The organism is Streptomyces swartbergensis (genome assembly GCF_002148965.1).
Lineage (GTDB): Bacteria > Actinomycetota > Actinomycetes > Streptomycetales > Streptomycetaceae > Streptomyces > Streptomyces swartbergensis.
Genome location: NZ_NGFN01000260.1, coordinates 1 through 12,668 on the forward strand (window position 1 = coordinate 1; position 12,668 = coordinate 12,668).

Here is a 12,668-nt window from a genome sequence, read left to right on the forward strand (position 1 = left end):
CGCTGCGCCCACCAGGCGGGGGAGGGGGAGGGGCCGGGCATGGGCCCGATGCTAGGAGGCGCCGCGCGCGTTGCGAGCGGGGCACGCGCGCGTGCGCCTCAAAAACGCGCGAGCACCCTCACGCGCGCGTGCCCTCGGTGACGTGCGGGGCCTCAGGCCGGCCGCACCACGCTGTGGATCGACGACTCGCCGTCGTAGTAGATCGACTCCTCGCGCACATAGGTGCCCGGCTTCGGGGCGTGGATCATCATCCCGTTGCCGATGTAGATGCCGACGTGGGTGATGTCGTCGTAGAAGAAGACCAGGTCACCGGGCCGGGCATCGGCCAGGGAGACCGTGGTGCCGGCGTCGACCTGGTCGTAGGTCGTGCGCGGCAGGGTCACACCGGCGGCCTTCCACGCGGCCTGGGTGAGGCCGGAGCAGTCGTACGAGCCGGGGCCGACGGCGCCCCAGACGTACGGCTTGCCGATCTGGGCGCGGGCGAAGGCGAGCGCCTTCTCGGCCTTGGTGGCGTACGAGGAGTCGGCCGGGGCCGTCGAGGAGGAGGACGAGCCCGACGACGGGGACGAGCCCGACGACGGGGACGAACCGCTCTCCTGCTGCTGGGCGGCCTCTTCCTGTGCCTGCTGCTGTGCGGCCTGCTGCCGGGCCAGCTCGGCGGCCTTGCGGGCGGCCTCCTGCTGCTTCTCCCTCTCGATCGCCGCGAGCCGCGCCTTCTCCTCGGCGGTCAGCTTCGACAGCAGTTCGCGGGCGTCGGCGAGCTTCCTCTGGACGGTCGCCTTGGCCGTCTTCAGGTCGCCCTGCGTCTCGTTGAGCGTCTCGAGGCTCTCGGCGGCCTCCTGGCGCTTCTTCATCGTCTCGGACTGCTGGGTGACGTAGTCGTCGACCGCGACCTTCTGACGACCGGTCATCCGGTCCATCAGCTGGGTCTGGTCGAAGTAGTCCTGCGGGGTGTCCGCGAGCAGGAACGTCGCCGTGTCCGGGGCGGAGGCGCCGGTGCGGTACTGGGCGGCGGCGAAGGAACCCAGCTTCTCCCGCGCCTCGTTGAGCTTCTGGGTGCGCTGCGCGACGCCGTCGAGGAGGGTGTCGACGCGCTTGCGCTGCTTCGCGGTCTTCTCCTTGGCCGCGTTGTACTTGTCGGTGGCCGACTCGGCCTGGCGGTAGAGATCGTCGACCTTCTTCTCGACTTCCTCCAGGCTCGGCTTGTCGTCGGCCTCGGGGGCGGCGTTGGCCGACTGGGACAGCAGGGCCACGGACGTGAGGGCCGCCGTTGCGAGGGCGGGGGTCCGTATGCCTGCGACGCGCGTACCCGCGGGACGCGACTTGCGGTGCGACGCCAAGGGAGGCGACTCCTTCCATGCTCCGCCTACCGGGTTAGCTGTCGGGTTCGGGCGGGTACATCGGAAGGGTTGCCCTACGGCCGTCTCCGCGAAGGGAGTGGGGCCGATTCACCCCAGAGTTCTCGGTTGGGTCCCCGGCTCCGGCTGCCGCTGCGGCACACCGGACTCGGCGGAGGCCGCGCGGCCCGGCGACGTTCGCCGGTGGGGGTCGTGCGGCCTGCCCGCACGGTAGCCAACTCGTGTGGCCCTTGTGAAGGTTGATGGGTGATATGCCCGATACATTTTCGTGACCTTGCCCCAGAGCGTCGCCGAGAGTGATCGATCGCGGGGGGTTGGTCATGAGTCGTCCCTGAATGTGACGGCTATAGCACACGGTGATCATGCGGCGATACAGGGTGACGAGGGGGGTCTTTCGGCGATGTTCTCAGGGCGGCGGCGGGCTGTCAGTGGGGCGCCCTAGACTCGGAGAGCGATGAGCAGCCTCTTTGACGACAGCTTCCTGGCGGACCTCCAGGCCCAGCGGGGCCCCGCGGACGAGCCCCCGCCACCACCCGAGGACGATCACGTACCGGAGCCGGTTCCGGACGATCTGTTCGGCGGGAAGTTCGACGTGCCCCCGGACCGGGACGCTTACTACCGCGACGGCGCCCCGCGCCCGGTGGTGGACACCGCGGCCCTCCTGGAGGGGCTGAACGACAACCAGCGCGCCGCCGTCGTCCACTCCGGCTCCCCGCTGCTCATCGTGGCCGGCGCCGGCTCCGGCAAGACCCGCGTGCTCACGCACCGCATCGCCCACCTGCTCGCCGAGCGGGGTGTGCATCCGGGCCAGATCCTCGCGATCACCTTCACCAACAAGGCCGCCGGGGAGATGAAGGAGCGCGTCGAGCAGCTCGTCGGCCCGCGGGCGAACGCGATGTGGGTGATGACCTTCCACAGCGCGTGCGTGCGCATCCTGCGGCGCGAGAGCAAGAAGCTCGGCTTCACGTCCTCCTTCTCGATCTACGACGCCGCCGACTCCAAGCGCCTGATGGCCCTGGTCTGCCGCGACCTGGACCTCGACCCCAAGCGCTTCCCGCCGAAGTCCTTCAGCGCCAAGATCAGCAACCTGAAGAACGAGCTGATCGACGAGGAGGACTTCGCCGCCCAGGCCTCCGACGGCTTCGAGAAGACCCTCGCCCAGGCCTACGCGATGTACCAGTCGCGGCTGCGCGAGGCGAACGCCCTCGACTTCGACGACCTGATCATGACGACGGTCAACCTGCTGCGCGCCTTCCCGGACGTCGCCGAGCACTACCGCCGCCGCTTCCGCCATGTGCTGGTGGACGAGTACCAGGACACCAACCACGCCCAGTACGCCCTCGTCCGGGAGCTCGTCGGCACCTCCGAGCACCCCGTCGACGTACCGCCCGGCCCGGACGACGTCCCGCCCGCCGAGCTGTGCGTGGTGGGTGACGCCGACCAGTCGATCTACGCCTTCCGCGGCGCGACGATCCGCAACATCCTCCAGTTCGAGGAGGACTACCCGGACGCGACGACGATCCTGCTGGAGCAGAACTACCGCTCCACCCAGACGATCCTCAGCGCGGCCAACGCGGTCATCGAGCGCAACGAGTCCCGCCGCCCCAAGAACCTGTGGACCAACGCGGGCGCCGGCGCCACGATCACCGGCTACGTCGCCGACACCGAGCACGACGAGGCGCAGTTCGTCGCCGACGAGATAGACCGCCTGACGGACGCCGGCGAGGCGAAGGCCGGCGACGTCGCCGTCTTCTACCGCACCAACGCCCAGTCCCGTGTCTTCGAAGAGATCTTCATCCGCGTCGGCCTGCCCTACAAGGTCGTCGGCGGCGTCCGCTTCTACGAGCGCAAGGAGGTCCGGGACGTCCTGGCCTACCTGCGCGTGCTGGCCAACCCGGAGGACTCGGTGCCGCTGCGCCGGATCCTCAACGTCCCCAAGCGGGGCATCGGCGACCGCGCCGAGGCGATGATCGACGCCCTGGCCCAGCGCGAGAAGATCAGCTTCCCGCAGGCTCTCAAGCGCGTCGACGAGGCGTACGGCATGGCCGCGCGCTCCACCAACGCCGTCAAGCGGTTCAACACGCTGATGGAGGACCTCCGTACGATCGTCGAGTCCGGCGCCGGACCGGCCACGGTGCTGGAGGCCGTCCTGGAACGCACCGGGTACCTGGCCGAGTTGCAGGCCTCCACCGACCCGCAGGACGAGACCCGGATCGAGAACCTCCAGGAACTCGCCGCCGTCGCCATGGAATTCGAGCAGGAGCGCGGCGAGGGCGTGGAGACCTCAGGGGCTGCCGCCCCGGGGGGCACGCTGTCCGACTTCCTCGAGCAGGTCGCGCTGGTCGCCGACTCCGACCAGATCCCCGACGAGGAGGACGGCGACGGCGTCATCACGCTGATGACCCTGCACACCGCCAAGGGCCTGGAGTTCCCGGTCGTCTTCCTGACCGGCATGGAGGACGGCGTCTTCCCGCACATGCGCGCCCTCGGCCAGACCAAGGAACTGGAGGAGGAGCGGCGCCTGGCGTACGTCGGCATCACGCGCGCGCGGGAACGGCTGTATCTGACGCGGTCCACCCTGCGCAGCGCCTGGGGCCAGCCGTCGTACAACCCGCCCTCCCGCTTCCTGGAGGAGATCCCGCCGGCCTACCTGGAGTGGAAGCGGACGGGAGCGACCGCGCCCGCCGGGCCGGTCTCCGGGGTGGCGGCCTCGCTGTCGTCGTCCCGCTCGCGTTCGTCGGCGTCGGGCGCGTCCGGTTTCGCCACGCGCCGTACCTCCGAGAAGCCGGTCGTGGGGCTGGCGGTCGGGGACCGGGTCACGCACGACCAGTTCGGGCTCGGGACCGTCGTCGCGGTCAAGGGCACGGGCGCGAACGCCGAGGCGACCATCGACTTCGGGGACACCAAGCCGAAGCGGCTGCTGCTGCGGTACGCGCCGGTGGAGAAGCTGTAGCCGTATGAGACCAGCCCCCGTTCGCCCGACGGGCGGGGGCTGCCGGGACGTTACGCCGGGTCGAGACCGTGGCTGCGCAGCCACGGGAGCGGGTCGATCGGCGAGCCGCCGGCCGTGTGGACCTCCAAGTGCAGATGGGGGCCCGTCGAGTTGCCGGAGTTGCCGGAGCGGGCGATCGGATCGCCGGCCTTCACGGTCGTACCGGAGGGGACCGTGTAGGTGGAGAGGTGGCAGTACCACGTCTCCGTGCCGTCCTTCGCGGTCACGATCATCATGTTGCCGTACGCGCTGTTCCACTGCGTGCGCACGGTGCCGTCGGTCACGGCCATCACGGTCGTGCCGTACGAGACGGGGAAGTCGATACCGGTGTGCAGGGACATCCAGTTGATGCCGGACTGGCCGTAGTAGGCGCTGAGTCCGTGCCGGGCGACCGGCAGGGCGAACTTCGGGCGCAGCCGCTCCTTGCGGGCCGCCTCCTCCGCCGCCCGCTTGCGCTCGGCCGCCTGCTGGGCCTTGAGGTCGATGCGCTCCTGCGTACGGCTGGCCCGGTCGGCGAAGTCGTCGGCGCCGGCGGCGAGGCTCTGGAGCTGTGTGTCCAGCTTGTTGTTGGCGGCGGCCGGTTTCACCGGCTGCGCCTCCGCCGCGGTCGTCTGCGCCTCCACGGCGCCGTCGTCGGTGAGGCTGCCGACGGAGGCCGCGGCGATCCCCGCGACACCCATCACACACGCCGAGGGCACCGCGATGGTCATCAGCGCCGAGCGCTTGGGGGGCGTACGGCGGCGGGAACGGGACCCGGCGCGCGAGGCCGCCCGTGCGGCGACGCGCGGGCCGGCCTCTTCCTGGTCGTCCAGGAGCGGGACAACGGTGGGCAGTTCGCCGGTGGCGGCCGGCTCGCCGCCGTCCGCGGCGGGGTCGTGACCGGCGGCCCCGGCGGCTTCGTCGTAGGCGACCTGCTCGAACGTCGCGGTCTCGTGCTGCTCGAAGGTTTCGCCGTGCTGCTCGTACGCGTCGGGGGCCGGTGCGGTGCCGTCGGTGTTCCACTGCGTGGCGTCGTAGGCACCGGTGTCGAAGGCCTGCGTGCCCCATTCCCACTGCTGGGTCCGGTCGGCCGGGTTGCCGGACTGGTCGGGCTGGAGCCAGGCGCCGGCGTCCCACTGCCCGGTGGCGTCCGGGGAGGTGGCCTGCGGCGGGATGACCGGCAGCGGCTGCTGCTCGGCCCTCCAGGTCGTCGTTTCGTAGACGCCGGTGTCGTAGGCGGCGTGGTGCTGGGCCGCGTACGCGTCGTAGTGCGGGTTCTCGTGCGTGCCGGTGGGCCAGTGGCCGGTGTCGTGACCGCTGCCCGGCATGTCGCCGAAGAGGGGATCGGTGGCGAAGGTCGCGGTGGTGTGGCTCGTGGCGGCGAAACCGGTGCCGTCGGTACCCGTGGTGTCAAATCCGGTGGCGGCGTAGTCGCCGTACGTGGTGAAGTCGCCGTACTGGGCTTCCTGGGTGCCGTACTCCGCGTAGTGCGCGGAGTCGGCGTCGGAAGCCGGAGCCGGGGTCATAGTCCCCGACGGGTGACGGTCGTTCACCAACTTCTCTTTCGCCTCGACAACAGGGGCTGCCAGAGCAGTGCGGCGACTGTACCCGGCGGTACGCGGGCACGACAATCTTCGGCAGGTTTCGTGCGCGCAGGAAACGGGCATTCGGCCGTGTTTTGGCGGACTGCGGGCACGGGTTTGGCCCTGTGTTCGAAGTTTGTTCGAGGCTGATCGGTGCTTCGACGCTGTGTGTCGGCTGTATGACGAGTTTCAGGCCACCGTCAGGCCACCGTCAGGCCGCCGGCCCGGCCGGCGGACGGTTCACCCGGGCGGGCCGTGTCGAGGACCTGCCGTATTCCGTTGGCGACGGCGGGGTGCACGGGCAGGGCGAGATGGCCGATGCCGGTCACCCGCACGTTCTCAGCCGTCAGATCGGGATGGTCGATGCAGGCCGCCTCCACGGGAACCATCACGTGGTCCAGGTCGCTCCAGAAGCTGACGAAGTGCGTACGGCAGCCCGGGGCCGGCCGAGTGAGCTCCTCGAGCACCGGTGAGCCGGGGCGCATCTGGCGCACGATGGGGTGTGCGTTGGCCAGGGGCACCACTCGGGTGCCCGAGTGCGGCGTGCCGAGTGTCACGAGGGTCCGCACGCGCGTGTCGCCGCCGAGCCGCTGCACGTAGTAACGCGCTATCAGGCCGCCGAGGCTGTGCCCGACGACGTCGACCTGCGGGGCCCCGGTGCGCTCGCAGACCTCCTCTATGTGCCGGCTGAACAGCTCGGCCGCGGTGCGTATGTCGCAGGTCAGCGGCGAGTAGTTGAGGGACTCGATCTGCTGCCTGCCGTGCTGGGCGAGGCTGCGGCGCAGCAGGACGAAGACCGAGCGGTTGTCGATGAAGCCGTGCAGCAGGACGACAGGGGGCTTGGCCTCCGTGGGCAGTTGGGCGGCGCCGTCCGTGGGCAGGGCCGGGGCGGGGGTCCGTCGCTCCTGCGTGATGCCGGAGGGATAGAGGAGGAGATGCCCGGCCAGAATCGCGATCTCCAGGGCCGTGGCCTTCAGGAGCGCCAGGGAGAGTCCCGCCAGCCGGCTCGGCAGCAGACGCTGGCAGAACGGAAGAAAGGGCAGAACAGCCCCGGTGACCTTCATGGCCGACCTCCTGTCGGCACGCGGGAGGACAGCCGCCCCCCGTGTGCCCTCGTGGAAAGCAGCGGTGAAGACGGCCGATGACTGCGTGAGCGGCGTGAGCCGCGGGGACGGAGCGCGGCATGTGGCGCGTGTGACGCCGGTAGTGCGACGAGGTCCCCTGCCTGTGCGGCGACGAGGCTCCCCGCTGTTGCGCCGTGTCTGCCCTGCGTGCCCTGCGTGCCCTGCGTGTCCCGTGTGCCTTCGCCGAAGTGCCGTACCGCCGCTGTGCGCGGTGGGTGGGGCGGCGGTACGGCGACTTCGTCGCGGCTCCCCTTGCGCTTGTCCCATCGTGTGATTTCCCCCTCGGTCCGCACCGCGAAACTGCCGGTCGCGGGATCCCGGAGATAACGTTCGTTCACTTGCCCGGACATTTCGGGGCGGGGTGTCCGTGCTGTACGGCGTGCGCGATGTGTGCGGTACTTGTCGGTACGGATGGATGTAGTCGCTTCATGGAGGCAGTGATGGGTGTGGCAGCCGGTCCGATCCGCGTGGTGGTGGCAAAGCCGGGGCTCGACGGCCACGATCGCGGCGCCAAGGTGATCGCGCGGGCGCTGCGCGACGCCGGCATGGAGGTCATCTACACCGGGCTCCACCAGACTCCCGAGCAGATCGTCGACACGGCGCTCCAGGAGGACGCCGACGCGATCGGGCTGTCCATCCTGTCGGGCGCGCACAACACGCTCTTCGCGGCGGTGATCGACCTGCTCAAGGAGCGGGACGCGGAGGACATCCTGGTCTTCGGCGGCGGGATCATCCCCGAGGCGGACATTCCCCTGCTGAAGGAGAAGGGCGTCGCGGAGATCTTCACGCCCGGTGCGACGACGGCGTCGATCGTGGAGTGGGTCCGGGCGAACGTCCGCCAGCCGGCCGGGGCGTAGGCCTCCGGCGGGGGCGCCGGATTCCGGGGTGGTGGCCGGGGGTGTTGTCGGCAGGTGGCTGTGGTCTGCCTGGGCCGGCGTCGGTGGGTGGCAACCGGGCTCCATGAAGCGGGCCGGGGTCAGGGAGTGTTCAGCTCCTCCGTCATCGCCGCGCGCAGGCGCAACGTCGTGACCAGGCGCTGGAAGGCCTCCGCCCAGTAGCCCCCGGCGCCGGGTGACGCGTTCTCCGGCTCGTCCGGTACGGCCAGCAGGGCGTCGAGACGGCCGGCCTCGGACGGGTCCAGGCAGCGCTCGGCCAGGCCCATGACTCCGCTGAAACTCCATGGATAACTCCCCGCGTCCCGCGCGATGTTGAGCGCGTCCACCACCGCCCGGCCGAGCGGCGGCGCCCATGGCACCGCGCACACCCCGAGCAACTGAAACGCTTCGGACAGGCCGTGCGTCGCGATGAAGCCGGCCACCCACTCGGCCCGCTCGGCGGCGTCCAGCGTGCCGAGCAGCTTGGCGCGTTCGGCCAGGGACACCGCGCCCGGGCCGCCCGCCTCCGGTGCCGAGGGCTCCCCGAGCAGCGCGCGGGACCACTCGGCGTCCCGCTGACGCACCGCGGCCCGGCACCACGCCGCGTGCAGTTCGCCCTGCCAGTCGTCCGCGACCGGCAGGGCCACGATCTCCCGGGGCGTCCGCCCGCCCAGCCGCCGCGACCAGGTCCCGAGCGGGGCGGCCTCCACCAACTGGCCGAACCACCACGACCGTTCACCCCGCCCGGCGGGCGCCTTCGCCACGACGCCGTCGCGCTCCATGTCCGGATCGCACTCGTGCGGCGCTTCGACGACGATCGTCGGCGTGGCCGCAGTGGCTCCGGACGCTTCGGTAACCCCTGCGGCCTGGACGGCCTGGGTGTGGTCGATGGCCACGCACGCCTCCGCCCTGGCCCCCATCCGCGCGGCGAGCGCCGAACCGGGCAGCGCCGACAGCAGTTCCGCCGCCGTCGCCCGGACGTTGCGGCTGCGGTCGGCCAGGGCCTGCTCCAGGAACGGTTCGTCGTCCGGGCCCAGGCCCGTGCGCAGGGAGTCGAGGAACATCAGCCGGTCCTCGGCCCGTTCCGTCGACCAGGTCGTCGCGAGCAGTTCGCGGGCGGCGGCAGGGTCGCGGGAGCGCAGGGCGGACAGGAGGGCGACCCGTTCGGCGAACAGGCCCTCCTGCCAGAGCTGCCGGACGCCGTCGTCGTCCTCGAGATGCGGCAGGGCCGCACCGCCGCCCGGTGTCGAGCGCAGGGCGAACCGCCAGTCCGGGTTCAGCCGCGCCAGCCACAGGGCCCGCGACCCCGCGAACTCCAGTGCCGCCGGACGCAGGTCGGTACGCCCCCGGGCGGCGTCCAGCAACGCGGGAAGCATGTGCGGAGGCGGTGCGAAGCCACGGGCGTTGGCCGCCGCGAGCCACTGGGGGAGCAGCTCCGTCAGGTCGGGCGCGGTGCCCCGGCGGCCGCCGCCGGACGCGCCGGGGCGGTCGGCCAGCAGCAGCGCGAGTCTGCGGGCGGCCGCCGGCGGCAGAGGCGGACGCGGGTCCTCCGGGGCCGGCTGCGGACGCTCCGCCGCCCGGGCCGGACGCAGACCGGCCCGTCGTCGTACGGTCTCCACGGCCGCCGCGTCCAGCAGGGCCACCGGTGCCTCCGGGCCCGGCCCGGTGCCCGGCGGGGTGCGCCGGTCCGTGCCCAGCAGAGCCGTGGTGACGAGCCCCTCCCAGGCGCCCGTCGCGGGCGCGTCCACAGGAGCGGAGGTCCTGTTCATGAGCTTCCTTTCCGTGGGGCGCCCGGGGGTGGTTGAAGGCTCACCCTTACCGGTTGTCCCGGGATGCCTGAAAAATTCGTGGATTTGAGAGAAGGGTGGGTCGCGTCGGAAAGGCCGGGCCGTCGGTGCCGGCGTTGACGTGGGCGTTGGTGTCGGAATCGGCGTCGGCTCAGCACAGGGCTATCGCGTCGCCCGGGCCCTCGGGCCAGGCCGTCAGCGGAGTGAAGCCCTGGTGGCCGCATTCGCCGAAGACCCTGACCGGGGCGCCGCCCGACAGCGCGACGAGCCGCCACAGACCCGGCCGGGAGCGCGCGGCGGGAGTGAGCGGCAACGCCGCGTCCTCGTCCTCGTCCGCCAACTGCCAGGAGTCGCCGTCCGGGGTGGGAACGACCCGGCCCAGCGTCACCGGGACGGACTCCAGCCAGGGATCGTCGCGCAGGGCGTCGCCGTAACGGGCGGCCGCCTGGGACGTCGTCACCCCCCGCGGCCGAATCGCCGTCGGCGCGGGCGGCGCGAACTGTTCGCCCAGGGCCACCCGCAGCTGCCCGGCGCCCGGGTAGGCGGACACCTCGGCCTCCAGGGCCAGCCCCACCGGCAGCGCCAGCTCCGGGGCGCGGCCGGCGGCGCCGTAGGAGAGGAGCAGTACGGTGCGGTCGGAGTCGGCGCCGTACAGCCAGATCCGGCGGGTCGTCAGGCGCGTGTCCGCCGTGTCGTACTGGGCGAGCACCAGCCAGCGGTCCCGCACCGGCGGGCCGTCCGCGGGGGCCGGCAGGCCGATGCGGGAGCGGACCGTGGCGGCGAGGGCGTCGGGCAGCCGCTCGCGGCGCAGCCAGCCCTGCCCGAGGAGATGCAGCAGCGCGCACTCCTCCAGCAGACGCACCGGCCAGCCCGGCCCGGTGGACGGGATCGCCCCCAACTCCCGGACCCGGCCGGCCAGGCCCTGCGCCTGGGCGTCGACCATGCGGGCCGCCGTCTCCTCCCACAGGCCGTAACCCGACTGCTCGGCCGTCGCCAGGCCGACGCGCAGCAGATCCGCCAGGCGCTGCTCCAGCTCCACCGCGCCCGCCGTGACCCGCTCCGCCCGCCGCTCCGCCCGGCGCCGCGCCGCCTCCGGATCAGCGGACCCGGACGGCGCACCGGAGCCGTCCCCGGCCTTCTGCTCCTCCGCGCGCTTACGCCGCCCCGCTATCCACTGCTCCGCCCACTCCGGCGCCTCTCCCGTCGGCACCGCTCCGTCGCCGCCCGACCAGAGCAGCAGCAGCCCCAGCGCGTGCTTGCACGGGAACTTGCGGCTCGGACAACTGCACTTGTATGCGGGCCCGGAGGCGTCCGCGATGTCGACGACCGTCTGATACGGCTTGCTTCCGCTGCCCTTGCACAGCCCCCACACCGTCCCCTCGTCGGAACTTCCCGCCTCGGACCACGGCCCCGCCGCGCCGAGTTTGCTCCCCGCTTTGCGTGATGCCGCGTCAGGCGCCAGTGCCAGCACCTGGTCCGCGGTCCAGCGCACCCCCTGCTGAGTCATGCCATCGAAGGTAGATCCCACCACTGACAATCGGGTCCGCGAGTGGCCCCGGCTGGGCGTTTTCGCAGGTCGGAACGCATTGTCAGTGGTGTGGTGCAACGTGGATGCCAGATCCGAACCGGCCGAGCTGGAGGGGGACTCAGCCATGCCTGTGTCCGTAGAACCGACGTCCGTCGACCCGAGCCAGAACGGGTCCGCGCCCGCGAACGCGGGGGCGGGCGCACCCGCGGACGTGACTGAGGCGGAAGCACTGCGGCCGCACGCCGAGGACGCCTTCGCCGGTGAACTCGCCGCGCTGGCCGCGCAGGACGACCGTCCGCGTCCGGCCCGCTGGAAGCTGTCGCCGTGGGCGGTCGCGACGTACCTGCTCGGCGGCACGCTGCCGGACGGCACGGTGATCACACCGAAGTACGTCGGCCCGCGCCGCATCGTCGAGGTCGCCGTCACCACGCTCGCCACCGACCGCGCCCTGCTCCTGCTCGGCGTGCCCGGCACGGCGAAGACCTGGGTCTCCGAGCATCTGGCCGCGGCGGTCAGCGGCGACTCCACGCTGCTGGTGCAGGGCACCGCCGGCACACCGGAGGAGGCCATCCGGTACGGCTGGAACTACGCGCAGTTGCTCGCCCACGGCCCCAGCCGGGACGCCCTCGTGCCCAGCCCGGTCATGCGGGCCATGGCCGAGGGCATGACCGCCCGCGTCGAGGAGCTGACGCGTATCCCGGCCGACGTGCAGGACACGCTCATCACGATCCTGTCGGAGAAGACCCTGCCGATACCGGAGCTGGGGCAGGAGGTACAGGCGGTCCGCGGCTTCAACCTGATCGCCACGGCCAACGACCGCGACCGCGGGGTCAACGACCTGTCCAGCGCCCTGCGCCGCCGGTTCAACACGGTGGTGCTGCCGCTGCCGGAGAGCCCCGAGGCCGAGGTCGACATCGTCTCGCGCCGCGTGGACCAGATCGGCCGCTCGCTCGACCTGCCGGCCGCGCCCGACGGCCTCGACGAGATCCGCCGGGTCGTCACGGTCTTCCGCGAGCTGCGTGACGGGGTCACGACCGACGGCCGGACGAAGCTGAAGTCGCCGAGCGGCACGCTGTCCACGGCCGAGGCGATCTCGGTCGTCACCAACGGACTCGCCCTGGCGGCCCACTTCGGCGACGGCGTGCTGCGGCCGGGCGACGTGGCCGCGGGCATCCTCGGCGCGGTGGTCCGCGACCCGGCGGCCGACCGCGTCATCTGGCAGGAGTACCTGGAGACGGTGGTCCGCGAGCGGGACGGCTGGAAGGACTTCTATCGCGCCTGCCGGGAGGTGAGCGTGTGAGCGGCATGCGGCGGGAACGGCCGCGCGCGCTGCTCAACGGCTCCTTCGGTGGCGTGATGGGTGGTGTGCTCGGTGGAGGCATGGGGTGTGGTCGTCAGAGGTGGGCGTGGACCGGGAGGGGGGCGACGTGACAGGCGGGGAA

General features: G+C 72.0%; 8 protein-coding genes and 1 riboswitch. Of the genes, 3 read left to right on the forward strand and 5 right to left on the reverse strand.

Features of this window, described 5'->3' with window-relative positions:
* Window positions 1–152: 152 nt before the first annotated feature.
* Window positions 153–1,340: a C40 family peptidase gene (locus CA983_RS31370; RefSeq protein ID WP_086604192.1), complete on the reverse strand. Its 1,188-nt coding sequence runs from the start codon at window positions 1,338–1,340 to the stop codon at window positions 153–155.
* Between the two features lie 8 nt (window positions 1,341–1,348).
* Window positions 1,349–1,522, reverse strand: a riboswitch (cyclic di-AMP (ydaO/yuaA leader).
* 290 nt (window positions 1,523–1,812) lie between these two features.
* Here CA983_RS31370 and pcrA point away from each other — a divergent pair.
* Window positions 1,813–4,311, forward strand: a complete 2,499-nt coding sequence (pcrA, locus tag CA983_RS31375; RefSeq protein ID WP_086604193.1) for a DNA helicase PcrA — start codon at window positions 1,813–1,815, stop codon at window positions 4,309–4,311.
* Between the two features lie 50 nt (window positions 4,312–4,361).
* Here the strand turns inward: pcrA and CA983_RS31380 are convergent, their stop codons facing one another.
* A complete protein-coding gene (locus CA983_RS31380) occupies window positions 4,362–5,996 on the reverse strand; it encodes a M23 family metallopeptidase (protein ID WP_086604194.1) in 1,635 nt (544 codons plus the stop codon).
* A 116-nt stretch (window positions 5,997–6,112) separates the two neighbouring features.
* Window positions 6,113–6,976, reverse strand: coding sequence for an esterase/lipase family protein (locus tag CA983_RS31385; RefSeq protein WP_086604195.1), 864 nt, complete (start codon window positions 6,974–6,976; stop codon window positions 6,113–6,115).
* A gap of 500 nt (window positions 6,977–7,476) precedes the next feature.
* On the opposite strand from CA983_RS31385, the gene icmB reads away from it, so the two are divergent.
* Complete coding sequence (gene icmB, locus CA983_RS31390; RefSeq protein ID WP_086604196.1) at window positions 7,477–7,893, forward strand: coenzyme B12-dependent isobutyryl CoA mutase small subunit; 417 nt, start codon at window positions 7,477–7,479, stop codon at window positions 7,891–7,893.
* A 119-nt stretch (window positions 7,894–8,012) separates the two neighbouring features.
* On the opposite strand, the gene CA983_RS31395 is transcribed toward icmB, so the two are convergent.
* Window positions 8,013–9,680: a DUF5691 domain-containing protein gene (locus CA983_RS31395; protein ID WP_086604197.1), complete on the reverse strand. Its 1,668-nt coding sequence runs from the start codon at window positions 9,678–9,680 to the stop codon at window positions 8,013–8,015.
* Window positions 9,681–9,849: 169 nt separating this feature from the next.
* Window positions 9,850–11,205, reverse strand: coding sequence for an SWIM zinc finger family protein (locus CA983_RS31400; protein WP_086604198.1), 1,356 nt, complete (start codon window positions 11,203–11,205; stop codon window positions 9,850–9,852).
* Between the two features lie 145 nt (window positions 11,206–11,350).
* On the opposite strand from CA983_RS31400, the gene CA983_RS31405 reads away from it, so the two are divergent.
* Window positions 11,351–12,526, forward strand: coding sequence for an ATP-binding protein (locus CA983_RS31405; RefSeq protein ID WP_086604199.1), 1,176 nt, complete (start codon window positions 11,351–11,353; stop codon window positions 12,524–12,526).
* Window positions 12,527–12,668 lie beyond the last annotated feature (142 nt).

What these genes read in the sequence shown, in the direction of transcription:
- CA983_RS31385 (WP_086604195.1), bottom strand. Translation starts at nt 6,976, where the DNA reads ATGAAGGTCACCGGGGCTGTTCTGCCCTTTCTTCCGTTCTGCCAGCGT.
- CA983_RS31400 (WP_086604198.1), bottom strand. Translation starts at nt 11,205, where the DNA reads ATGACTCAGCAGGGGGTGCGCTGGACCGCGGACCAGGTGCTGGCACTG.
- icmB (WP_086604196.1), top strand. Translation starts at nt 7,477, where the DNA reads ATGGGTGTGGCAGCCGGTCCGATCCGCGTGGTGGTGGCAAAGCCGGGG.
- CA983_RS31380 (WP_086604194.1), bottom strand. Translation starts at nt 5,996, where the DNA reads ATGCCCGTTTCCTGCGCGCACGAAACCTGCCGAAGATTGTCGTGCCCG.
- CA983_RS31405 (WP_086604199.1), top strand. Translation starts at nt 11,351, where the DNA reads ATGCCTGTGTCCGTAGAACCGACGTCCGTCGACCCGAGCCAGAACGGG.
- pcrA (WP_086604193.1), top strand. Translation starts at nt 1,813, where the DNA reads ATGAGCAGCCTCTTTGACGACAGCTTCCTGGCGGACCTCCAGGCCCAG.
- CA983_RS31395 (WP_086604197.1), bottom strand. Translation starts at nt 9,680, where the DNA reads ATGAACAGGACCTCCGCTCCTGTGGACGCGCCCGCGACGGGCGCCTGG.